The 22,967-nt window shown below is 73.1% G+C and carries 19 protein-coding genes; 9 read left to right on the plus strand and 10 right to left on the minus strand.

What is annotated here, in order from left to right; genetic code table 11:
* Window positions 1-148 precede the first annotated feature (148 nt).
* Entirely contained in the window at window positions 149-1,501 is a 1,353-nt protein-coding gene (locus ACIBZJ_RS03060; protein WP_395925992.1) for an MDR family MFS transporter, read from the plus strand.
* An 88-nt stretch (window positions 1,502-1,589) separates the two neighbouring features.
* On the opposite strand, the gene ACIBZJ_RS03065 is transcribed toward ACIBZJ_RS03060, so the two are convergent.
* Entirely contained in the window at window positions 1,590-2,720 is a 1,131-nt protein-coding gene (locus ACIBZJ_RS03065; RefSeq protein WP_395924858.1) for an NAD(P)/FAD-dependent oxidoreductase, read from the minus strand.
* 1 nt (window position 2,721) lies between these two features.
* Window positions 2,722-3,285 carry an OsmC family protein gene (locus ACIBZJ_RS03070; RefSeq protein ID WP_395924860.1) on the minus strand — a complete coding sequence of 188 codons (564 nt, stop codon included), beginning with the start codon at window positions 3,283-3,285 and terminating at the stop codon, window positions 2,722-2,724.
* Window positions 3,286-3,368: 83 nt separating this feature from the next.
* Here ACIBZJ_RS03070 and ACIBZJ_RS03075 point away from each other — a divergent pair, with 83 nt between their 5' ends.
* The 3 genes from ACIBZJ_RS03075 to ACIBZJ_RS03085 all read left to right on the plus strand — a co-directional run bounded on the left by ACIBZJ_RS03075 (window position 3,369) and on the right by ACIBZJ_RS03085 (window position 8,505).
* Window positions 3,369-6,158, plus strand: coding sequence for an ATP-binding protein (locus ACIBZJ_RS03075; protein ID WP_395924862.1), 2,790 nt, complete (start codon window positions 3,369-3,371; stop codon window positions 6,156-6,158).
* Window positions 6,159-6,415: 257 nt separating this feature from the next.
* A complete protein-coding gene (locus ACIBZJ_RS03080; RefSeq protein WP_395924864.1) occupies window positions 6,416-7,252 on the plus strand; it encodes a PIG-L family deacetylase in 837 nt (278 codons plus the stop codon).
* Between the two features lie 14 nt (window positions 7,253-7,266).
* Entirely contained in the window at window positions 7,267-8,505 is a 1,239-nt protein-coding gene (locus ACIBZJ_RS03085) for an MFS transporter (RefSeq protein ID WP_395924866.1), read from the plus strand.
* Between the two features lie 113 nt (window positions 8,506-8,618).
* Here the strand turns inward: ACIBZJ_RS03085 and ACIBZJ_RS03090 are convergent, their stop codons facing one another.
* Entirely contained in the window at window positions 8,619-9,818 is a 1,200-nt protein-coding gene (locus tag ACIBZJ_RS03090; RefSeq protein ID WP_395924868.1) for an MFS transporter, read from the minus strand.
* A gap of 46 nt (window positions 9,819-9,864) precedes the next feature.
* Between ACIBZJ_RS03090 and ACIBZJ_RS03095 the strand changes: the two genes are divergently transcribed.
* Complete coding sequence (locus tag ACIBZJ_RS03095) at window positions 9,865-10,965, plus strand: ROK family protein (RefSeq protein WP_395924870.1); 1,101 nt, start codon at window positions 9,865-9,867, stop codon at window positions 10,963-10,965.
* On the opposite strand, the gene ACIBZJ_RS03100 is transcribed toward ACIBZJ_RS03095, so the two are convergent.
* The 3 genes from ACIBZJ_RS03100 to ACIBZJ_RS03110 are packed head-to-tail and all read right to left on the minus strand — an operon-like array spanning window position 10,962 to window position 13,186.
* The gene (locus ACIBZJ_RS03100; RefSeq protein WP_395924872.1) at window positions 10,962-11,336 is read right to left on the minus strand and encodes an STAS domain-containing protein; all 375 of its coding nucleotides are present in this window, start codon (window positions 11,334-11,336) and stop codon (window positions 10,962-10,964) included. The genes ACIBZJ_RS03095 and ACIBZJ_RS03100 overlap by 4 nt on opposite strands.
* A 54-nt stretch (window positions 11,337-11,390) precedes the next feature.
* Window positions 11,391-12,893 (minus strand): FAD-dependent oxidoreductase, encoded by a 1,503-nt coding sequence (locus ACIBZJ_RS03105; protein ID WP_395924875.1) that lies wholly within the window; start codon window positions 12,891-12,893, stop codon window positions 11,391-11,393.
* Window positions 12,894-12,946: 53 nt separating this feature from the next.
* Window positions 12,947-13,186 (minus strand): hypothetical protein, encoded by a 240-nt coding sequence (locus tag ACIBZJ_RS03110; RefSeq protein ID WP_395924877.1) that lies wholly within the window; start codon window positions 13,184-13,186, stop codon window positions 12,947-12,949.
* Between the two features lie 104 nt (window positions 13,187-13,290).
* Here ACIBZJ_RS03110 and ACIBZJ_RS03115 point away from each other — a divergent pair, with 104 nt between their 5' ends.
* Window positions 13,291-13,653 (plus strand): PadR family transcriptional regulator, encoded by a 363-nt coding sequence (locus ACIBZJ_RS03115; RefSeq protein ID WP_395924880.1) that lies wholly within the window; start codon window positions 13,291-13,293, stop codon window positions 13,651-13,653.
* Window positions 13,650-15,017: a permease prefix domain 1-containing protein gene (locus tag ACIBZJ_RS03120; protein WP_395924882.1), complete on the plus strand. Its 1,368-nt coding sequence runs from the start codon at window positions 13,650-13,652 to the stop codon at window positions 15,015-15,017. Before ACIBZJ_RS03115 ends, ACIBZJ_RS03120 begins: the two co-directional genes overlap by 4 nt.
* A 36-nt stretch (window positions 15,018-15,053) precedes the next feature.
* Here ACIBZJ_RS03120 and ACIBZJ_RS03125 read toward each other — a convergent pair whose 3' ends face one another.
* On the minus strand, window positions 15,054-15,629 hold the full coding sequence (locus tag ACIBZJ_RS03125) for a sugar O-acetyltransferase (RefSeq protein ID WP_395924884.1): 576 nt from the start codon (window positions 15,627-15,629) through the stop codon (window positions 15,054-15,056).
* Between the two features lie 90 nt (window positions 15,630-15,719).
* Between ACIBZJ_RS03125 and ACIBZJ_RS03130 the strand changes: the two genes are divergently transcribed.
* Window positions 15,720-17,606 carry a transglycosylase domain-containing protein gene (locus ACIBZJ_RS03130; RefSeq protein WP_395924886.1) on the plus strand — a complete coding sequence of 629 codons (1,887 nt, stop codon included), beginning with the start codon at window positions 15,720-15,722 and terminating at the stop codon, window positions 17,604-17,606.
* A gap of 4 nt (window positions 17,607-17,610) precedes the next feature.
* On the opposite strand, the gene paaK is transcribed toward ACIBZJ_RS03130, so the two are convergent.
* The gene (gene paaK / locus ACIBZJ_RS03135; RefSeq protein WP_395924888.1) at window positions 17,611-18,903 is read right to left on the minus strand and encodes a phenylacetate--CoA ligase PaaK; all 1,293 of its coding nucleotides are present in this window, start codon (window positions 18,901-18,903) and stop codon (window positions 17,611-17,613) included.
* 135 nt (window positions 18,904-19,038) lie between these two features.
* Here paaK and ACIBZJ_RS03140 point away from each other — a divergent pair, with 135 nt between their 5' ends.
* Window positions 19,039-19,974, plus strand: coding sequence for a helix-turn-helix domain-containing protein (locus ACIBZJ_RS03140; protein ID WP_395924890.1), 936 nt, complete (start codon window positions 19,039-19,041; stop codon window positions 19,972-19,974).
* A gap of 66 nt (window positions 19,975-20,040) precedes the next feature.
* Here the strand turns inward: ACIBZJ_RS03140 and ACIBZJ_RS03145 are convergent, their stop codons facing one another.
* Both ACIBZJ_RS03145 and paaZ read right to left on the minus strand, forming a co-directional pair.
* Window positions 20,041-20,877, minus strand: coding sequence for an enoyl-CoA hydratase/isomerase family protein (locus ACIBZJ_RS03145; protein WP_395924892.1), 837 nt, complete (start codon window positions 20,875-20,877; stop codon window positions 20,041-20,043).
* A gap of 1 nt (window position 20,878) precedes the next feature.
* Window positions 20,879-22,903: a phenylacetic acid degradation bifunctional protein PaaZ gene (paaZ, locus tag ACIBZJ_RS03150; protein WP_395924894.1), complete on the minus strand. Its 2,025-nt coding sequence runs from the start codon at window positions 22,901-22,903 to the stop codon at window positions 20,879-20,881.
* Window positions 22,904-22,967 lie beyond the last annotated feature (64 nt).

Raw genomic sequence — 22,967 nt, forward strand, 5'->3', positions numbered from 1 at the left:
CGAGCGTCGACGGTGCGCGTCGCCTACGGTCGAGGTTGATCGGCACAACCGATACGGCGGGGGACGGGGAGCACCAGTGAGCGGAACGCCCTCGGCTGCGAGGGCCGGCGTGGGGCTGCGGTCGGACCGGGGGCCGGTGCTGCTGGCGATGATGCTCTCGACCGCGCTGATCGCGATCGACTCCACGGTCCTCGCGACCGCGGTCCCGTCGATCGTCGACGACGTCGGCGGGTTCTCCGCGTTCCCGTGGCTGTTCTCGGTGTACCTGCTGGCCCAGGCCGTCACCGTGCCGCTCTGCGGCAAGCTCGCCGACCTGTTCGGGCGCAAGCCGATCATGCTGGCCGGCATCGGGCTGTTCCTGCTCGGTTCGATCCTCTGCGGCCTGGCCTGGAGCATGGGCGCGTTGATCGCGTTCCGGGTCGTCCAGGGCCTCGGCGCCGGCGCGATCGCCCCGATGACGACGACGATCGCCGGTGACATCTACACGACCGAGGAACGCGCGAAGGCCCAGGGGTACATCGCCGGCATGTGGGGCGTCGCCTCGGTCGTCGGGCCGGCGCTGGGCGGAGTGTTCAGCGAGTACACGTCCTGGCGGTGGATCTTCCTGGTCAACGTCCCGCTGTGCCTGATCGCGGCGGGGATGGTCCTGCGGAACTTCACCGAGCGCGTCGAACGCTCCCGCCCGGCCGTCGACTACACCGGCGCGGCGCTGCTCACCGGGGGGCTCACGCTGCTGATCCTCGCCCTGCTGGAAGGCGGACAGCGCTGGGCCTGGGCCTCCCCCGCGGGCGTCGGCGCCGTCGTGGTGGGTGTCGCTCTGCTGGTCGGCTTCCTCGTCGTCGAGCGGCGCGCGGAGGAACCCGTGCTCCCGCTCTGGGTGTTCCGGCGGCGCCTCCTGGTCAGCTCCGGCGCCGCCTCCGCGGCGATCGGCGCGGTCGTGTTCGGTCTGACGTCCTACATTCCGACGTACGTACAGGACGTCCTGGGCGCCGGGCCGCTCGTCGCCGGGTTCGCGCTGGCGACGCTGTCGTTCGGGTGGCCGATCGCGGCGTCCCAGTCCGGCCGGATCTACCTGCGGGTCGGCTTCCGCGTCTGTGCGGTCATCGGGACGTCGATCGCGCTGGCCGGCACACTGCTGCTGCTCCTGCTGAACGAGCACACGAGCGTCTGGCAGGTCGCCGGGACGTGCCTGTTCATCGGCGTCGGCATGGGGCTGACGAACAGCCCGACGCTGATCGCGGCCCAGTCCAGCGTCGGCTGGCACGAGCGTGGGGTCGTCACCGCGAACAACCTGTTCATGCGGTCGGTGGGCAGCGCGGTCGGGATCGCGGTGTTCGGCGCGATCGCCAACGCGGTGCTGGGCGACGGGCCGCGCACCCCGGAGAAGGTCACCGACGCCGTGCAGCACATCGTCGTCGTGATCGTCGGCCTGTCGGTCGTGCTCCTGCTGGCGGCGATCGCCCTCCCCCGCACCCCTCGGGCGTCCGAAGTGACCGGATAGCGGGCGCTGCCGGGGAGCGCGGGGCTCCCCGGCAGCGCGGCCCCCGCGGTCAGGCCGGGCCCGGCATCCGGATCCCTGCCCACCCGTCTCACTCCGTCGGCAGCAGATCGGCCGCGCTCATCGCGTCGCTCATGCTCCTGACGAGCGGCCGGATCGTCGCCGCGGTCCAGCGGTAACCGACGATCTCGTCCGACAGTGCGAGGATCGGGAGCGCCAGCCGGTCGCGGGTCTGCTCGTAGGCGTCGAACGCGGCTCTCTCGTCCTCGCCGTCGCGCAGTACCGCGAGCGCCGCGCGGGAGAGCAGCTCGGCGTCGCGGAGGGCGTCGGTCAGGCCGTGCGAGCTGATCGGGTCCTTATGGGACCCGGAGTCCCCGACCAGCGCCCAGCCCGGGCCCCACGCCTGTCGCAGATACCCGGGCACGGCCGGGAACGTGCGCAGGACGCTCGTCAGCGTGCCGGCCGCCAACCGCTCTGCCATCCCCGGCGACGCGTCGGCCAGCAGGTCCCGGAACACGGTCCGGCCGCCGCGCCCGACGCGCTCCGGCGTCGAACCCGCGAACACGCACAGCAGGTTGTCGTTGGTCGGGATGAAGCCGGCGGTCGCGCCCGGGCGGTAGGCCCATTCGTACCCGTCGACCGGAATGCCCGACCAGTAGCCGTACACGCCCGACCCGCCGGACCGCCCGGAGTGGCGGATCGCCGCCCCGGCCGCGCGGGCCACGGTCGAACGCCGCCCGTCGGCCCCGACGACCAGCCGGGCCGTCAGCACCTCGGCCGGACCGCGACCGGTGCGGGCCCGGACCCCGGTGACCCGCCCGCCCGCTCCGGCGTCCAGCCCGAGGACGTCGACCCCGTACCGGACCTCGGCCCCGGCGTGGCGCGCCGCGTCGACCAGCAGGCGGTCCAGGACCGTCCGGCGCGGGGCGTACAGCGCGTCGACGCCCGGCGTCGGCCGGACCGGCAGTGCGACGTTCCCGTCCGCGTACGCGAAGCGGACCTGCTCGATCGGCGGGGTGCCGGCCGACCGGATCGCGTCGAGCACCCCCAGCCGATCGAGCTGCCGGACGCCGCCCCGCATCAGCGCGTAGGTCGAAAGCGTGTCGCTGCCGTAGCGCCCGTGGTCGACGAGGAGTACCGACAGACCGCCCCGGGCCAGCTGGATCGCGGCCGCCGCACCGGCGGCCCGGGCGCCGACGATCACGACGTCGTACCGGCCCACGTCAGCCCGCGTCCACGTCGATGTGCACCGGGACGCCGTTGGTCAGCACGTCCAGGACCGCCGACCGGGCGCGGGAACGCTCGACGACGTCGCGCAACGCGTCCGCGTCGTCGCCCCGCAGGCGGAAGCTGATCGCGATCCGCGAGTACCCGTTCCGGACGCCCTCGTCCAGACCGAGGATGCCGAGCAGGTCGATGTCGCCCTCCACGGTGGAGGACACCTCGGTCAGCGTGACGCCGCGGGCCGCGGCGATGTTCGCGATACCGCTGGTCAGGCAGGCGGCGAGCGCGTGCAGGAGGAACTCCGGCCCGGTGGGGCCCTGGTCGCCGCCGGTCAGGATCGCCGGGTGGTCGGAGTCGTAGGTGTGCTCCCGGCCGTGGGTGAGCTCCTGGCCGGCGCCGTGGAACCCGTGGATCGACGAACGGTTGTGAGTACCCGAGATCCAGGTGTTCGTGGCGCGGAACCGGAACTCGGCGATCTCGCGGTTCGCGGCGACCGCGTCGATCGTGGCGAACAGTGCGGCGGTGTCGACGCCGTTGCGTCGGGCGTTCTCGGTAGTGGTCATGCCGACAACTCTCGGTCCGGGCCGGGGCCGGGGCATCCGTGCGCAGCACGGATACCGGTGTCTCCGTGGTGCACACTGGTGCCGTGGAGCTCACCGCGCGAGAGGCGGAGGTCCTCGCGCTGCTGCGCGATCGGCTGACCAACTCGGAGATCGCCGAGCAGCTCTTCGTGTCGGTCCGGACCGTCGAGAGCCACGTGTCGGCGCTGCTCCGCAAGCTGGGCGTCGCGGATCGGCGGGCGCTGGCGCGGCTGGCGCCGGTGGAGTCCCGGGTGGTCACCCGGCCCGCGCTGCCCACTCCGCTGACGCCGTTCGTCGGGCGCGTCCAGGAGCTCGAGGGGCTGACCGCCGCCGTCACGGCCGACCGGCTGGTGACCGCGACCGGGCCGGGTGGCGTCGGGAAGACCCGTCTGGCGCTGGCCGTCGCGCACCGGGTCGCCGCCGGGTATCCCTCCGGAGCGACGTTCGTGGACCTGGTCCGGGTCGTCGATCCGACGATGGTGGTGGCGGCCGTCGCCGACGCGGTCGGCGTCCCGGAGCGGGCCGGGGTCAACCGCGAGCAGGCCCTGCTCGCCGCGCTCGCCGGGCACGACGGTCTGCTCGTCGTCGACAACTGCGAGCACGTCGTGGACGGCGTCCGGGCGTGCGTGGAGCGCCTGCTGACCGCGTGCCCGTCGGTCCGCGTGCTCGCGACCAGCCGCATCCGGCTGATGCTGCCGTTCGAGACCGTGTTCCCGGTTCCCGGTCTGTCTTTCGAGGCGGACGCCAGTGAGCTGTTCACCGCACGGATGGTGGCCGCGGGATCGGTCTTCCCGGACGCCGGGGAGCGCGGCGTCATCGGGGAGATCTGCCGTTCCCTGGACGGGGTGGCGCTGGCGATCGAGCTGGCCGCGGCCCGGGTGCCGGCGATCGGCCTCGACGGGCTGGCGGGCGCGATCGACGCGCACCTGCCGCTGCTGACGCTCGGGCACCGCACCGACCACCGGCACCGGTCGTTGCGGGCGACGATCGACTGGAGCTACGCGCTGCTCGACGACGACGAACGCGCGGCGCTGCGGGCGGCGGCGCTGTTCGCGGCCCGGTTCGACGCGTCGGCGCTGGCGGAGCTGCTCTTGGGGCCCCAGGGTTCGGGGCCCCAGGGTTCGGGGCCCCAGGGTTCGGGCCCGCAGGGTTCCGGGCCCCAGGGTTCGGGCCCGCAGGGTTCCGGGCCCCAGGGTTCCGGGCCGCAGACGCTGGCGATTCTGGGGCGGCTGGTGGATTGGAACCTGGTGACGGTGTCACCGGGGCCGATCACCCGGTACCGGATGCTGGAGACGATCCGGCAGTACGCGACCTCGCTGGAGGATCTCGAGGACCTGCGCGAGGCGCACCTGCGGTGGGTGCGGGGGCAGCTGACCGCACTGCTCGCCGGAGCCGACGGTGGCCCGGCGGCGGGCGAGGAGTGGTGCCGGGCCGTCGACGGGGTGCTGGACGACGCCCGGGCCGCGTTGCGGTGGGCGGGCGGTCACCCGTCGCGGCATCCGGACGCGATCGCGCTCGCCGTGCTGATCGCCGACGTGTCGTTCCAGCGCGGACGCCCCGGCGAGGCGCAGCAGCGGTACGAGCAGGCCGCCGGGTGGGCGTCCGAACCGGCCGATCGGCGGCGCCACCTGCGCCGGGCCGCCGGGGCCGCGGCCGCCCGTAACGTCGGCGCGGACGCGGTCGACCTGCTCGAACGCGCGGCCGGCGACCTGGAGGACCCGGACGGCGCGGCCGAAGACCTGGCGCTCGCGGTGATGTACCAGTACCGCTGCCCCGGCATCATCGGCCGCACCGTCGACGTCGACCGGGTCGAGGCTCTGCGCGCCCGGGCCCACCGGAGCAGCGTCGGCGGTCCGCGGGCCGAGGCGGCGCTGGCCATGGCCGACGGCTGGGCACCGGGCAGCGCGGCACGCTCCCGCCCGCACACCGACACCGCGATCCGTCTGACCCGCGCCCTGGGCGACCCAATACTGCGCAGCATGGTCTACGACCAGCTCATCGCCTTGGAGATGGGAGACGCGAACCTCGAAGCCGCGCTGGACGCGGCCCGCGACCGGATGACCGCGATGGCCGGCCTGCCGGTCGACACCCGGACCGGCTTCGAGCTCTTCGACGGGTTCCACATGGCGTCGCACCTGTTCCTCGCCGTGGGCAACCTGCCCGAGGCCCGCCGGTACGCCGACGCCGTCACCGCGCTGCCGTTCTTCCGCGAGGAGCAGCACATCGGGCTCGCCCGCCGGGTCGAGGTGGACACGCTGGCCGGGAACTTCCACACGGTCGCCGAGTACGGCGACCGCATCGAACGGGACTGGACGCGCGCCGGGCGGCCGGTGGCGAGCAATCTCGGCGTCAGCGCGTACTGCATCGCGGCCGCGCACGCCATGCGCGGCGATCCCGCCGCGCAGGAGCACTGGACCGGGATCACGCGGTCGCTGCTGGGGGCCTATCCGCGTCAGCTGGTCCGGCGGGTCGGCTGGGTACCGGCGCTGGACGGGCTGGTCGCGCTGCACCGCGGGGACCCGGAGGCCGCGCTCGCCCGGATGACGGTGGCACCGGACGGCGCCGAGGGCTGGAGCGCTCCGAACATGATCCTCTGGCTCACCTGGTACGCGGCCGCGTGGGCGGAGGCGTCGGTACTGGCGTCCGTGCCGGGCGCTCCGGAGAGGCTGGTGCGGGCGGCACGGGCGGCGCGCGCCAACCCGATCGCGAGCGCGGTCATCGAGCGGGCCGCGGCTCTGCACTCCGGCGACGGGGCGGCGCTGCCCGGCCTCGCCCGCCGGTTCACCGATCTCGGCTGCCCCTACCAAAGACTCCGCACAGAGGTGCTGGCCAGCGAAAACGCGGGCCTCGGCTAGGCGAGGCGATACCGGCCGACGACCGGCCGGTCCGATGGGGGCGGACGCGCCGGCGACTCGCTGCGAATCAGTCGATCCGCAGCCCGCCCGTCCCTCGGGCGGCCAGTGTCCGGGCGGGCCGCCGCCCGGAAGGCCGCGCCGGTCTCCACGACGGCGTGCTCCCGTTCGACATTCCCGAGGGCGGAAACCCCCGTTCTCCGGCGGCGTCGAGGTGGGGGCCGGCTGAATCGTCGGGGGGCGTGCTTAGGGTTGCGGGTATGAGCGATAGATCGCTGACCTTGCTGGCCGTGCACGCCCATCCCGACGACGAGGTGACCGGCAGCGGGGGGGTGCTCGCCCGGTATGCCGCCGAGGGCTTCACCACCGTGGTCGTCACGTGTACCGACGGACGCTGCGGCGACGGGCCCGGCGGCGTCAAGCCGGGCGAGCCGGGCCACGACCCCGACGCGGTGGCCGCCACCCGGCGGGCCGAGCTCGACGCGAGCTGCGCCACGCTGAAGGTCACGCACCTGGAAATGCTCGGCTACCACGATTCCGGGATGATGGGCTGGCCCACGAACGATGCTCCGGGCTCGTTCTGGACCACGCCCGTCCCCGAGGCCGCGGCCCGGCTCGCCGACCTGATGCGCCGCTACCGGCCCGACGTCGTCCTCACCTACGACGAGATCGGCGGCTACGGCCACCCCGACCACATCCAGGTCCACCGCGTCACGATGGCGGCGGTCGACCTGCTCGACGAGCCGCCGGCGAAGGTCTACTGGAGCACGGTTCCGAGGTCGTGGATGGACGACATGGCCGCGCGGATGCGTGAGCTCGGCCTGCAGTGGGACGAGCCCGAGCTGTCGGTGGACGGCTCCCCCCGCCCGATGGGTCTGCCCGACGACGAGATCTCGACCTGGGTCGACACCGGCGATTTCGCCGATCAGAAGTACGACGCGCTGGCCGCGCACGCCAGCCAGAGCGACGGGGCCTTCTTCCTCGACATGGGTAAGGAACGGTTCGGCACGCTGATGCGCATGGAGACGTACGTGCGCGTCCGCGACTCGACCGGCGCGCCGCTGCCGGAGGACGACCTGTTCGCGGGCCTGCGCTGACCACGAGCGAGCTGTTGCGACCGGGGCTGTGGCGCCGGCCCGGGCTGTGGCGCCGGCCGGCCCCGGCCGTGCTGATGGCTGCCTGGGGCGGCAACCACTACTCGCCGCTGCTGCTGTTGTACCGGGAGGTCGACGGGTACAGCGCGGTCGAGGTCAACGCGTTCTTCGCGTTCTACGTGCTCGGGCTGGTGCCGGGGTTCCTGTTCGCCGGGCCGCTGGCCGACCGGTACGGGCGGCGCCGGCTGGTGGTGGCGGCGCTGCTGCTCGGCATCGCCGGCAGCGTGGTGCTGGCCGCCGGCAGCGCGACCGTCGCCTGGATGTGCGCGGGACGGCTGATCAGCGGGGTCAGCGTCGCGATGGCGATGGTCGCCGGCACGAGCTGGATCAAGGAGTTGTCGCAGCACGACGCCGGCCCGTCGGCGCGGGCACGCCGGGCCTCGTTGACGCTGACCGCGGGGTTCGGGCTCGGCGCCGGAGTCTCGGGGGTGCTGGCGCAGTGGGGCCCGGCCCCCACGGTGCTGCCGTACGTCTTGCAGATCGGTCTCTCGCTGGCCGCGCTGCCGTCGCTGCTGCGCGCACCGGAGACGCGGCCGGGCCCCGCGGGGCAGCCGGACCAGGCAGGGCAGCCGGACCAGGCAGGGCAGCCGCGGTCGTGGTGGGCAGACCTAGGGGTGCCCCCGGCCGGCCGGCGGCGGTTCTGGCTCGTGGTGGTGCCGCTGGCGCCCTGGGTGTTCGCGGCGCCGTCGCTGGCGTTCGTCGTGGCCCCGGCGCTGGTGGCGGACCGTATCTCGGCGGCGCGGATCGGGTTCGCGGCCCTGCTCGCGGTGCTCACGCTGTGTACCGGAGCCGGTGTGCAGCCGTTCGTGCCGTGGATCGGCCGGGTGACCCGGGGGCGGGCGGCCGTGGCCGGGCTGGGCGCGGTCGCGGCCGGGTGCGCGGTGCTCGCGGTCGACGCCCGGGTGCAGTCGCCGGTGCTGGCGGTCGCCGACACGGTGCTGTTCGGCGCGGGATACGGGGTGTGCATCGTGTGCGGGCTGGTGGAGGTGCAGGCGATGGCGGCCCCGGCCGGACTGGCCGGCCTCACCGGCGTCTACTACTCGCTCACCTACATCGGTTTCACGGTCCCGGTGATCCTCGCCGGGCTGGCCCACCACACGTCCTACGCCACGCTGCTGGCCGCCCTCGCGGTCCTCTCCGCCACGTGCGCCGGCGTGGTCGCCACCGGCCTGCGCGCCCGTCCGGCACCGGCCTGACCGCGACGGCCCAGACCGCGAGGGCCCAGACCGCGAGGGCCCAGACCGCGAGGGCCCAGACCGGGACGCGCTGACCGGGACGGCCCTGACCGCGACGGCCCCAACCGCGACGGCTAGGTAGCGGGCACCGGCTCCGGGGGTGCCTCGGCCGGGAGCCGCCGGGGGAACGCGGTCGCCGACGCCCGGACCACGACCAGGGCCGCGACCGCCAGCACCGCGGCCAGCAGGGGCAGGGCGCCGAGCCAACCGGCCCGGACGAAGCGTTCGCCCAGCAGCGAGCCGGCGCCGATCCCGATCTGGAACGCGACGACGTACACCGCCGACGCCGCGTCCGCCGCCTGCGGGGCCACCCGCAGGATCGCCGCCTGCAGGATCACCGGCGTCGCGGTCATCGCCCCGCCCCAGGCCAGCACCGCCACCACGGTCGGCACCGTCCCCAGCACCGGCACCAGCAGCGCCAGCGCGACCACCATGATCGCGATCAGCAGGATCAGCAGCCCTCCCGGCCGCCGGTCCACCCACCGCCCGATGAACCAGTTCCCGACCAGCCCGGCCGCCCCGAAGCCGAGCAGCAGCGCGCTCAGCCCGGCGCCCTCGAGGCCCGCGTCCCGCCGCACCAGCGGCGCCAGGTACGTGTAGGCCGCGAACAGCCCGATCATCAGCACCGCGGTCGTGACGCACACCGCCGCCACCCCCCGGTTGCGCAGGACGCCCACCGCGTCGCGCAGGGTCGCCCCGATGCCCGCCGACACGTGGTCGGCGGCCAGGCGTGGCAGCACCACGAGCAGGGCCGCGACGCACCCGGCCCCGAGGATCGCCAGCACTGCCAGCACGACCCGCCATCCGAGCCACTGCCCCAGCGCCGTCCCCAGCGGCACCCCGAGCACGATCGCCAGCGAGTTGCCGAAGAACACCAGCGCGATCGCCTTCCCGCCCTGCGACGGCGGCACCAGCCGCGCCGCGATCGGCCCGATCGTCGCCCAGAACACCCCGTGCGCCAGCGCGCAGAGCAGCCGCGACACGATCAGCACGCCGAACGTCGGCGCCAGCGCGGCCGCGAACTGCGAGATCGCGAACAGCGCGACGGTCACCGCGATCAGCCCGCGCCGCGGGAACCGCATCGTGAGCGCGGTCAGCGGGATCGACGTCAGCCCGGCCACGGCCGCGTAACTCGTGACCAGCAGCCCGACCGCGGCCTCGTCGACCGAGAGCCCGTGGGCGATCTCCGGCAACAACCCGATCGGGATCGTCTCCGCGGTGACGTAGACGAACGTGGACGCGCCGAGCGCGGCCAAAGCGGCACGATGAGTCACCGGATCAGAATAAGCTCGGCGACCGAGTAAAAGAAGGGACGCCGGTGTGACAACCCGCTCGGTCCAGCTCCTGTCGCTGGTCCACGCCCGCCCGGGCCTGACCAGGGCCGAGGCCGCCCGGCTGCTCGGCGTCGGCACCGGGGCAGTCACCGAGCTGGTCGGGCGTCTCACCGCGGCCGGTCTCCTGTCCGAGGGCCCGGCCGCTCCGAGCGGCGCACGCGGACGGCCGACGACCACGTTGCTCCCGCACCCGGCCGGTCCGCTGGTCGCGGCCGCGTCGATCACCCACGAGACCTGGCAGGTGGACGCCGTCGAGCTGGGCGGCGGTGTGGTCGGCTCGCTCGGCGGCGCACACCGCGGGGGTGATCCCGCCGCCGTGCTCGGAGCGGTCGCGACAGCGATCCGGCAGCTCCCGCGCATCCGCGGGGTCGGCGTCGCGGTCACCGGGCCGGTCTCGCGCGACCATCGGGTCGACTCCCCCGCGCTCGGCTGGCACGACGTCGACCTCACGCCGCTGGGCACGGGGGCCGACGTGTTCGTCGCCGGGAACGACGCGATGCTGGCCGCGGCGGCGGAGTCCGGGCGGGGCGCGGCGGCCGAGGCGTCGATCGCGCTGCACGTGCGGGTCGCGGCCGGTCTGGGGGGCGGGATCGTCGCCGGCGGGCGGATCGTCACCGGTGCGCTCGGGGCCGCGGGTGAGTTCGGCCACATGCCGTTCGGCGACCCGTCGCTGCGGTGCCCGTGCGGCGCGTCCGGCTGCTGGGGCAACGGCGTGGACGGGAACGCGCTCGCGCGCCTGCTCGGACGCCCGGCACCGCCGGATCCGATCGCCTACGCGCGGCGGGTCATCGCGTCCGGAGCTCCGGCGGAGCGCCACGCCGTGCGGACGGCCGCGGCGGCGCTCGGGCGCGGCATCGCCGGGCTGGTCAACGGGCTGGATCCAGACCTGGTGACGGTCGGCGGGCTCGGCGTCGAGCTGCTCGGCGCCGCGCCGGACGCGGTCGAGGCCGCTTACCGCGACGGTCTGATGACGTTCCGGCGCCGGAGCGCCCCGCCGGTGGTCGCGGCGGCACTCGGCGACGACGGTCCGATCGTCGGAGCGGCCGGCGAGGCCTGGGCCGCGCTCATCGACGCGCAGACCGGTTAAGAGGCGGCCGACGGCCGCTCGCCGGTGTGCGGCGCGGTCTCCCCCTCCGGCGACACCTCGAAGATCCGGTCGAGGCCGGTCAGCGTCATCGGACGCCGGACGGCGTTCGGCGGCGCCACGACCCGCAGCCAGCCTCCGCGCTCGACCGCCTGCTGATGGAGCCCGACCAGCCGGCCGAGGCTGGTGGAGTCCACGAACGTCAGCGCGGCCGCGTCCACGATGACGTTGCGGTAACCGTCGTCGAGCGCGGTGTGCAGCTCGTCCAGCAGGGTTTCGTCGGCAAGGGCGGTCCAGTCGCCGGCGACCTTCGCGGTGACCGTCTGACCGTCGGAATGCCGATGCACGTCGTGGGTCAACGAGTCCTCGGTCATGGCACATCCATCGCCCCGGAGGGGGCAATTCAAACGTCCGGCGGCGGTCGCCCGCTAACCGGCCGCGGCGTGGCGGACGGCCAGTGACGCGAACACCATCGCGGTGCCGAGCGGGACGCCGGGCGCCGGGTACACCGGCCCGACGACGCTGGCCGAGGTGTTGCCGCTCGCGTACAGCCCGTCGATCGCCGAGCCGTCGGCCCGCAGCACCCGGGCGTGCACGTCGGTGACCAGCCCGCCCTTCGTGCCCAGGTCGGAAAGCACGAACGTGGCCGCGGTGAACGGCGGCGACCCGATCGGCAGCAGCGTCGGCCCGCCGGTGAAGAACGTGTCGTACTCGTCCGCGTCCCGCCCGAAGTCCGCGTCGGCACCCTCGGCGGCGAAACCGTTGAACCGCGCGACGGTCTCGCCCAGCACGGCGGCGTCGACGCCCATCGCCGCGGCGAGGTCGTCGAGCGTGTCGGCGCGGACCCAGGTACCGGCCTCCAGGTGCGCCGCCGCGTCCCCCTCGGGCATCGCGATCATCGGCAGGCGTCCGCCTTCGCGGTCGTCGAACACGAACCAGGACGGGACCCGCTCCGGCGCCTGGGCCATCGTGCGGCCGAAGCGGTCGTAGGGCAGGCACTCGTTCGCGTAGCGGCGTCCGGTCGCGTCGACCATCAGCCCGCTCCGGACGCCGAGCGCGAACGAACCGCGGCCGTCGGTCTGGAGCGGGCCAGGGCAGAACCAGCCCTGGTCGAGCAGTGCGGTCGCGGCGCCGAGCTCCTGGGCGGCCAGGATCGGCTCGCCGGTGTTCGTGCCGCTGGGGGCCATCGTCCAGGCGGCCTCCCCCGGGACCCCGTTCCGGCTGCGCAGCGGCTGGTCACCCTCGAAGCCGCCGGACGCGAGCAGCACCCCGCGGCGCGCACGGAGCTCCACCGGGCCGTCGGCGGTGCCGGCCCGGACCCCCGTCACCCGGTCGCGGGAGGTGAGCAGCCCGGTCACCCGGTGCCCGGTCCGGACCGTGCCGCCGTCGCGGAACACCATCGCCAGCAGCCGCGCGACCAGCGCCTGCCCGCCGGTGAGCGTCCGGCGTCCGGCCAGGCCCTGCCGGTCCTGCTCCAGCGGCGGCCGGACCAGCGCCGCGACCTCCGGCACCACGGCGTCCCGGCGGATCTTCACCGGCTGGATCGACCGGCCCATCGGCACCCGGCCCGGCGCGTCGAAGTACTCCGGGAACGCCAGCCACTCGAACTCGAAGCCCGGATCGTCCTCCAGTTCTGCAACCAGTTCCGGGGCGTGCGTGAGGAACGCCTCGATGCGCTCCTTGTCGGGGTCGTCGAGCAGGCCCGCGAGGTAGCGGCGGGCCGACTCGGTCGAGTCGGCGTTGCCGGCCCGCTGCTGCACCGCGCTACCGGGAAGCCAGCACGCACCGCCGGAATACGCCGACGTGCCTCCGCACCGGTCCGTTTTCTCCAGGACCACGACCGAGAGCCCGGCCTTCGCGGCCAGTGCCGCACCGGTCAGCGCTCCCCCGCCGGAGCCCACCACGATGAGGTCGAACGTGTCGTCGGTCACGCCGGAACTGTAACGCGTTCTAGGTATCCGCGCGGGTGCCGGCGGCGAGCGGGTCACCGGCAGTTGGATAAGTTTCCGTCGAGGAAGTGCTCCGAGAGGTCCGGGCGCGCGGTCAGTACCGCGAGCGTCGTCAAGGCCCGGAACAAGGCGATCGCTTCGGGGGTGAGACCCTCGCACGCCTCCTTCCGCGCCGAGGCCAGCCCGTCGAAGCGGGCGTTACGGCGCGCCTGATCGAACGCCTCGTGGAACCCCTCGGCCCGCCGGACCACTTCCAGGGTTGTCGCGTAATCCATCACGGGAGGACAGAGCGCGCTCCTCGCCCCCTGATACATCGCCCTTGATACCTAGAGCTACTATCCCTAGCACTGCAATGTATAGAGGTTCTAGGGGAGGTTGGATGCGCATCACGAAAGACCTGGTCGCGGCGTCGGCGACGCCGCTGGTCCTGGGCATCCTCGCCGACGGTGACAGCTACGGGTACGCGATCCTGAAGCAGGTCAACGAGCTGTCCGGCGGCGAGATCGAATGGACCGACGGGCTGCTCTACCCGTTGCTGCACCGGCTCGAGCGCGTGGGCCACGTGGAGTCGGCCTGGGAGACACCGCCGGGCGGACGCCGCCGGAAGTACTACCGGATCACCGGACAGGGCCGGGCCGAATTCGCCGAACAGCGTCGGCAGTGGGCCACGGTCGTCGAAACGCTCCGCGGGGTGTGGGAGATCAATCCGCTCCCCCGGCCCGCCTGGGGGGCAGGACTGTGACCGTGAGCAACGACAGCGAACTCGAGGAGCAGATCGCCGGGTGGCGTGCGTACGTCGAGCGCCGTCCGTCGATCCACGGCGGCGACGCCGACGAGCTCGAAGACCACCTCCGCAGCCGGATCAGCGAGCTCACCGACGCCGGCCTGACCGACGACGAGGCGTTCCTGATCGCGGTGAAGCGGATGGGCACGCTCGACGACGTGTCCCTGGAGTTCGCCCGTGAGCACTCCGAGCGGCTCTGGAAACAGCTCGTGCTGCCGTCCGAGCCGGACGCACCGACCGCTGCGCGGACCCGGCGCGAGCTCCCGGTCGCCGTGCTGTGCGCGGTGATCGCCGCACTGGCGGTGAAACTACCGGCGCTGTTCGGGCTCGGCCTCGACGGCGACGAGGGCTTCTACGCCCGCAACCTGAGCCTGTTCGTGCTCGTGCCGCTGGCCGGGTACTTCGCCTGGCAGCGCCGGGTCGGCCCCCGGGTGATCGCGGTGCTGGCCGGGCTGTTCGTGCTGGCGGCGGTCTTCGCGAACGCCTATCCGCTGGACAACGACTCGCAGAGTGTCGTGCTGACCGGAATCCACCTGCCGCTCGCGCTCTGGCTCGTCGTCGGCGTGGCGTACGTCGGCGGCGACTGGCTGTCGGGGCAGCGGCGGATGGACTTCATCCGGTTCACCGGCGAGTGGGCGATCTACTACGTGCTGCTGGCCCTCGGCGGCGGCGTGCTCACCGCGATCACCGTCAACGTGTTCTCGGCGATCGGCGTCGACGCGGACGAGTTCGTCGGGTCCTGGCTGGTGCCCTGCGGTGCGGCCGGGGCGGTCCTGGTGGCGGCCTGGCTGGTCGAGTCCAAGCAGAGCGTCATCGAGAACATGGCGCCGGTGCTGACCCGGGTGTTCACGCCACTGTTCGCGATCGCGCTGCTGGTGTTCCTGGTGGCGTTCGTGGTGTCCGGGCACGGCCTCGACGTCGACCGGGACGTCCTGATCCTGTTCAACGTGCTGCTCGTCCTGGTGCTGGGCCTGCTGCTCTACGCGATCTCGGCCCGCGACCCGCTGGCCAAGGCCGGTCTGTTCGACCGGGTCCAGCTGGGCCTGGTGATCAGTGCGCTGCTGATCGACGCGCTGGTGCTGGTCGCGATCACCGGCCGGATCACCGAGTTCGGCTTCACCCCGAACAAGACCGCGGCGCTGGGTGAGAACCTCATCCTGCTGGCCAACCTAGCCTGGTCGGCCTGGCTGTTCGTCGGTTTCGTCGGGCGCCGGGCGCCGTTCGCGCGGCTGGAACGGTGGCAGACGTCGTACCTGGCCGTCTTCGCGGTCTGGGCGTGGATCGTCGTGGTGGCGTTCCCGCCGATCTTCGGCTTCCGCTAGCGGGGCCGTCGGTCCGATTCGCGGGTGCCCGAGGGGTCAGCGGTCGTAGACCGAGCGGATGACCCTCGCCGGGTTGCCGACGGCCACGGCGCCGGCCGGGACGTCACGCGTGACGACCGCGCCGGCGCCGATGACCGCGTCGTCGCCGATCGAGACCCCGGGGCAGACGACCACGCCGCCACCGAGCCACACCGTGTTGCCGAGGGTGATCGCCTCGCCGGACTGCCAGCCCTCCCGCCGGACCGCCGGGTCCATCGGGTGAGTGGCGGTCAGCAACTGGACGCCGGGACCGATCTGACAGTCGTCGCCGATCGTGATCGGCGCGTTGTCGAGCGCGGTGAGCCCGAAGTTGGCGAACGTCCGTGAACCGATGTGAACGTTCCAGCCGTAATCGCAGTAGAACGGCGGACGGACGTAGACGTCGTCGCCCAGGCTGCCGAGGAGGTCACGGAGCACGAGCGTCGCACCCGCGAGGTCTTGCGGATCGAAGTCGTTGTACTTCTTCATCAGACCCATTGCCCGCAGCAGGTCGCCCCGTACGTCACCGTCGGTTCGGAAGAGGTCACCCGCAAGCATCCGCTCGCGCTGCGAGGGCTCCGAATCGATCGTCATGCGCAAGAACCTAGCGCACACAGTGGACGCTAGTGTTTCGCGAGTGTGGCGACCGACATCACAGGTAGCGATCACGGGGACGGTTTACCGATGTCACTCGATCAACCCGGCACACTGGCGCGGTCGGCCTCCTCCGGCGACTCGACGGAGCCACCCGAAAGGCCAGGTGACGGCGCCGGCGAGCCGCAACGACCCCGGCGTCGGCGGGGGCTGATCGGGCTGGCGATCGTCGTCGTGGCGGGTTTGGTGGCGGGTCTCGGCGGCAGCTGGGCGGCCTACGCCCGGACGGATCTGCCCCGGATCCCGGAGCCGGGTCAGACCACCCGGGTCCAGTACTCGGACGGATCGACGTTCGCCACGTTCGCCGTCGAGAACCGGACGCCGGTGCCCCTGCGTTCGGTGCCGCAGGCGGTGCGCAACGCGGTCCTCGCCGCGCAGGATCCGGACTTCTACGACGACGGCACCGCACTGGGCGCACTCGTCCGCGCGGCCGGCGAACTGGCGTCCGGCCCGGGTGATCACGCGTCGATCACCGAGCAGTACGTGCGCGAGGCGCCGCCCTACGGCGACGGCCGCACCGGCCGGGCCCGCTCGGTGATCGCCGCGCACAAGCTCCGTCACGCCTGGGGTGCGGACCGCGTCCTGAAGGCCTACCTGAACACGACGTACTTCGGCCGCGGCGCGTGGGGCGTGCAGGCCGCCTCACAGGCGTACTTCCACGTCGACGTGACGAAGCTGGGCGTCGCCCAGGGTGCGGTGCTGGCGGCGCTGATCAGCGACCCGACGCACGCCGATCCGGCGAAGGACGAGGCGGGCGCGAAGCGCGCGTGGAACTCCGTCCTCGACGCGATGCGGAAACACGGCTACCTCAGCGGAGCCGACCGGAGCGGGATGGCGTACCCCGTCACGAAGGAGCGGGCCACGCCGGCCGGCGCCTGGCGGACCGGCTCGACCGGCGTGCTCGGCAGCCGCATCGAGCAGGAGCTGACGAAGATCGGGCTCAGCGAGCAGGACATCAACACCGGCGGGTACGTCGTGCACACGACGATCAACCCGGCACTGCAGACCGCGCTGAGGACCGCCACCCGCCAGGCACTGACGGGCGCCCCCGAGCTGGAGTCGTCGGCCGTCGCGATCGACCCGTCGACCGGCGCGGTGCGGGCCTACTACGGCGGGGATCGCGGTTACGGCAACGCCGACCTCGCGTCGTCCGGGGCTCCGCATCCGGCCGGCCCGTCGTTCGAGCCGTTCGTGGTGGCGGCGGCGGTCACCGACGGTTACCGCACCGATTCGATGGACGCCGCGGTACGGCAGTCGTCCGCGACGGTCTTCTCCCGCCTGGCGGCGGCCGTCGGGCCGCAGCGCGTGGCGGTGACCGCGCAGAAGGCCGGGTTCCGGACCCTGGACGGCCGGCCGCTCACCCCGGCCGCCACGAACGGGTTCGACGCGACGATCGGACTCGGCCGGTTTTCGGTGACGACGGTCGACCAGGCGTCGGCGTACGCGACGATCGCGGCGTACGGCGTCCACCGTGAGCCCTACTTCGTCGACACGGTGACGGCCCCGGACGGCAGCGTGGTCTGGGATCACCGGTCGCACCCGGACGCGGGAGACACCCCCTGGACGAAGGACGTCGGCCGGGACGTCTCGTCGGTCCTGCAGAAGGCCTACCAGGCCGACCCGGCGGTGCGGATCGACCGCCCGGCCGCGGTCAAGGCCGGGGGCCGGCGTGACGGAGGGACGTCCGACGCGTGGCTCGGCGGATACACGCCGCAGCTGGCGACCGCGATCTGGGTCGGTTCCGCGGACCGCACCGGGGTTCCGCCGGCCGAGCGTGCCGCGGGAGGGATCGACGTACGCGGGGCCGGGGTGCCGGGCACGATCTGGCGCCGGTTCATGCCGGCCGCGCTGCGAGGCACGCCGGTGCAGCAGTTCCTGCCCCCGACGCACGCGGGCACCAAGGACGCCCCGGGGTAGCCAGTCAGCGGCGGGGGCGGCGGTCGACGATGCGGCGCATCTTGCCGACCGAGCGCTCGACGCCCCCGGGCTCGAGCACCTCCACGTCCACCGAGACGCCGATCCGGTTCTTGATCAGCCGTTCGAGCTCGAGGCCGGCGTCGCCTGCCGGCGCGGAGTCGCGGCGCTCGACGCGCACGGTCATCGCGTCCAGCTGGTCGTGGCGGTCGAGAACGCACTGGAAGTGCGGGCTGAGCGGGGCGATTCCCAGGATCAGTTCCTCGACCTGGGTCGGGAACAGGTTCACCCCGCGCAGGATGATCATGTCGTCGGTGCGGCCGGTGATCTTCTCGATGCGCCGCATCGAGCGCGCGGTGCCGGGCAGCAGACGGGTCAGGTCGCGCGTGCGGTAGCGGACGATCGGCATCGCCTGCTTCGTCAGCGAAGTGAGGACGAGCTCGCCCTCCTCGCCGTCCGGGAGCACCATGCCGGAGATCGGGTCGATGACCTCGGGATAGAAGTGGTCCTCCCAGAGGTGCAGCCCGTCCTTCGTCTCGACGCACTCGCCCGCGACGCCGGGACCGATGATCTCCGACAGCCCGTAGATGTCGACCGCGTGCATGTCGAGGCGCTGCTCCATCTCGCGGCGCATGTCGTTGGTCCACGGCTCGGCGCCGAAGATGCCGGCCTTGAGGCCGGTGGTGCGGGGATCGAGGCCCTGGCGCTCCATCTCGTCGACGAGCGCGAGCATGTACGAGGGCGTGACCGTGATGAGGTCGGGCCGGAAGTCGCGGATCAGCTGGACCTGGCGCTCGGTCATGCCGCCGGAGACCGGGACGACCGTGCAGCCGAGTCTCTCGGCGCCCGCGTGGACGCCCAGGCCGCCGGTGAACAGTCCGTAGCCGTACGCGTTGTGCAGGATCATGCCGGTGCGTCCACCGGCGGCGCGGATGCTGCGCGCGACGACCGTCGCCCAGACGTCCAGATCGTCACGGGTGTAGCCGACGACGGTCGGCCGGCCGGTCGTGCCGGACGAGGCGTGGACGCGGACGACCTCCTCGCGGGGGACCGCGAACATGCCGAACGGGTAGTTCTGCCGGAGGTCTTCCTTGGTGGTGAACGGGAGGAGGGCGAGGTCGTCGAGCGTTTTGATGTCGTCCGGGTGGATGCCCTGGAACTTCTCCCGGTAGTGGGGGACGTTCTCGTACGCGTGCCGGAGGCTCCAGCGGAGGCGCTGGGTCTGCAGGGCGCGGAGCTCGTCGAGCGACGCGGTCTCGATCGGCTCCAGATCGCCGGGGCGCGGGCTCAGGTCCTCCACGGTTCCTCCTTGCACTCGGGTGCTTTCGAGGCTTCCACCTGCGGCGACTCCCGACTTGACCGTTCGCGCAGACCTCTTGACCGGACGTCCACACCTGGCATCGTGTGACGTGAGGCACAGGACGAAGGAGTCCGGATGGGCATCGCGCTGCGGCAAGAACCGGCTGTCGGCTTCGACGAGTGGCAGCACGCGATCAGCGACACGTTCGTGCCGTTACGAGCGTGTCGTCCGGCCGACGGTTTCCGCGGTGGCGTGACGGCGGCCTCGCTCGGATCGGTGGTGCTCGCCGAGGTGCGCGCGTCCGGGACGACGGTGGAGCGCACGCCCCGGCTGATCCGGGAGTCCGATCCCGAGCTCTACAAGTTCGGTCTGCAGCTGTCCGGGAGCTGCGTGCTGGAGCAGGATTCCCGCTCGGCGCACCTCGACCCCGGCGACCTGGCGGTGTACGACACGTCGAGGCCGTACCGGATCGCGTGCGGGCCCGGCTTCGCGATGGTCGTCGCGATGTTTCCGCGGTACCTGGTGCAACTGCCGGAGAGGCGGATGGCCGAGCTGACCGCGGTGCGGATGAGCGGCCGCTCCGGGCTCGGTGCGCTGGTCGGGCCGTTGCTCCGCGGGGTCTCGTCCGATCTCGGCGGCGTGGCGTCGACGCATCTGGGTGACGCGATCATCGACCTGGCGACGGCGGCACTGGCCGAGCAGATGGCGCTGCCGTCGCCGGCCGGATCGCCGGATCCGCACCGGGCGCTGATCACCCAGGTGCGGGCGTACATCGACCAGAACCTGCAGGACGGGTCGTTGTGCACGCAGCGGATCGCGGAGGTCCATTTCGTGTCGCCACGGCTGCTGCAGAAGGTGTTCGAGGCCGAGGGGACGTCGATTTCGGCGTTGATCCGGGGGCGGCGGCTGGAGCGCTGCCGCCGCGACCTGGTGGATCCGTTCCTGGTGGACGTGCCGCTGGCGGTGATCGGGCACCGGTGGGGGTTCCGGGACGCGGCGCATTTCTCGCGGTTGTTCCGGTCGGCGTTCGGGGCGTCGCCGCGGGCGTACCGGAAGGCGAACGCGGCGTGACCCGGCCTCGCCGCCGGGTCGGGGTCGTGGGCCCGGCCCGGGGGCGTGGGGGCCGCCCGGGAGGGGTCAGCGGCCGACGAAGGGTGGCTCCTGCTTGGCGAGGAACGCGTCTACGGCGGCTCGGTGGTCTGCGGTCAGGCCCAGGGCCGATTGCTCCTTGGCCTCGGCGGTGAGCGCGGCCTCCAGCGGACCGGCGAAAAGGCGCTTGGTGGCGGCGTACGCGGCGGTCGGGCCGGTCGCGAGTTCGGTGACCAGCGCGCGGGCGGTCTCGGCCACGTCGGGGCCGGTGACCACCGTGCCGGAGACTCCCCAGGCCAGTGCGTCGGCGGGCGTGAAGGGGGTGCCTCGAAGGACCAACTCGCGCGCACGGGAGGTGCCGATCGCCGCGGCGAGTGTGGCGCTCAGGCCCGAGTCGCAGGTCAGGCCGATCGCGCTGAACGCCGTGGCGAGCGTGGCGTTCGCGGCGAAGATCCGGAGGTCGCACGCCAGGGCGAGCGCGAGCCCGGCACCGACGCAGGTGCCGTTGACCGCGGCCACGACCGGTTTGTCCATCGTGGCCAGTAGCCGCACGATCGGTGCGTAGTCTCGCTCGACCGTGTCGAACGCGTGTGCCGGATCAGCGCGCAGAGCCCGGGCGTGCTCCGCCAGGTCTTGCCCGACGCAGAACGCGTCTCCGGCGCCGGTCAGCAATACCGCCCGCACTCCGGCGTCGGCCGCCGCGCCGTCCAGGGCAGCCCGCAGCGCCGTCTTGGTGGAGGCATCCAGCGCGTTCCGCCGCCGGGGCCGGTTCAGCGTGACGACGGCCGCCGCCCCGACCCGCTCGACGAGAACCGGCTCACCGCCGGGCTCACCGGACCGAGCCTGCCCGCCACCCGGCAGGCCGGCGCCACCCGACCGGTACACGTCAGGCGCCTTCCGGCCAGGTCTTCGCGACCAGCGTCAGAACGTCGTACGTCGCCACCGGCGCACCGTCTTGATTCGTCACCACGGCGTCCCACCGCACCTCACCGTAGTCGGCGGTGTTCCGCGGAGAGATGTCCTTGACGGTCAGCGTCACCGCGATCGTGTCGCCGGCCCTCACCGGCGTGAGGAACCGCAGACCGTCGACGCCGAAGTTCGCCAGCACCGGCCCGGGCGACGGCTCGACGAACAGCCCGGCGGCCAGCGAGACCACCAGGTAGCCGTGCGCGACGATCCCGCCGAACAACGGGTTCTTCGCTGCTGCCTCGGCGTCCGTGTGCGCATAGAACGTGTCACCGGTGAACTCGGCGAAGTGCTCGATGTCCGGGAGCGAAACCGTCCGCGACGCGGACCGGATCGTGTCGCCGATGCGCAGTTCGGCGAGGCTCTTGCGGAACGGGTGGACGTCGTCGTCGTGTTGTGCGGCGCCCGTGGTCCAGCGGCCGGTGATCGCGGTGAGCAGGTCGGGGGACGCCTGCACCGCCGTGCGCTGCATGTGGTGCACGACCGCCCGGATGCCGCCGAGTTCCTCGCCGCCACCGGCGCGCCCGGGGCCACCGTGCACGAGCGTGGGCAGCGGAGAGCCGTGCCCGGTGGATTCGCCGGCGTCGTCGCGGTCGAGGACCAGCACGCGGCCGTGCCAGGGCGCGAGCCCGAGTACGACGTCGCGGGCGACCTGCGGGTCGTGGGTGATCACCGAGGCGGCGAGGCTGCCCTTGCCCCGGGCCGCCAGCGCGATGGCCTGGTTCGTGCCCGCGTACGTGAGCACGGTGCTGACCGGGCCGAACGGCTCGACGTCGTGGGGCTCGGCGGCACCGGAGCGGGCCCGCAACACCAGCGGGTTCAGGAACGCGCCGCGCTCAGGAGCCGCGTCCGGGTCGCCGACCACGACGTCTGCGGACGCGCGCAGCGCTTCGACCGCCTTGCGGACCTCGTCGCGCTGGCCGAGGCTCGCGAGCGGGCCCATCCGGACGCCGGGGTCGCGCGGATCGCCGACCGTGATGCGGCTCAGCCGGGCGGCCAGCGCCTCGGTGACGGCATCGGCCCGGTTCTCGGGGACGAGTACGCGCCGGATCGCCGTGCATTTCTGACCGGCCTTCACCGTCATCTCGGTGACGACGCCCTTGACGAACAGGTCGAACTCGGGGTCGTCGGGCGTGACGTCGGGGCCGAGGATCGAACAGTTCAGCGAGTCGGCCTCGACGCCGAGCACCACTCCCCCGTCGACCACGTTCGGGTGGCGGCGAAGGATGCCCGCGGTGTGCGCCGAGCCGGTGAACGCCACCGAATCCTGCACGGTGAGTTCGTCGAGCAGGCTGCCCGCGCTGCCCGCGATCAGCTGCAGTGACCCCTCGGGCAGGAGACCGGACTCGAGGACGCGCCGCACGGCCAGCGCGGTGAGGTACGCGGTCTGGCTCGCCGGCTTGACGATCGTCGGCAGCCCGGCCAGGAACGCGGGGGCGAGCTTCTCGAGCATGCCCCAGACCGGGAAGTTGAACGCGTTGATCTGCACCGCGACGCCCGGCCGCGACGTGTAGACGTGCTGGCCCACGAACGTGCCGCGCTTGCCGAGCCGCTCGGCCGCGCCGTCGAGCACGATCGTGTCGTTCGGGAGCTCACGGGTGCCCTTGCTCGCGTAGCTGAACAGCGTCCCGATGCCGCCGTCGACGTCGACCGCGGTATCGCGGGTGGTCGCCCCGGTGTGCAGGGAGAGGGCGTAGAGCTCGTCCTTCTGCGCGGTCAGGTGCTTGGCCACGGCCTTGAGCAGCGCCGCGCGCTGGTGGAACGTCAGCGCGCGGACGGCGGGCCCACCGACCTCGCGGGCGTGACGCACCATCTCGGCGACGTCCAGGCCCCGGCTCGAGATGCGGGCGACCTCTTCGCCGGTGGCCGCGTCGAGCAGCGGCTCTCCCTCGTCGGCGGCCCGGAACCACACTCCGGCGCCGTAGCTCTCGAGCAGCGGGCTCATTCGGTCTCCTCACGAAGCGGCTGCGGACGGGCGGTTGCGCGACGCGACTGGCTCGTGTCACGGT

Origin of the sequence: Cryptosporangium sp. NPDC051539, assembly GCF_044454545.1 — a bacterium.
Lineage (GTDB): Bacteria > Actinomycetota > Actinomycetes > Mycobacteriales > Cryptosporangiaceae > Cryptosporangium.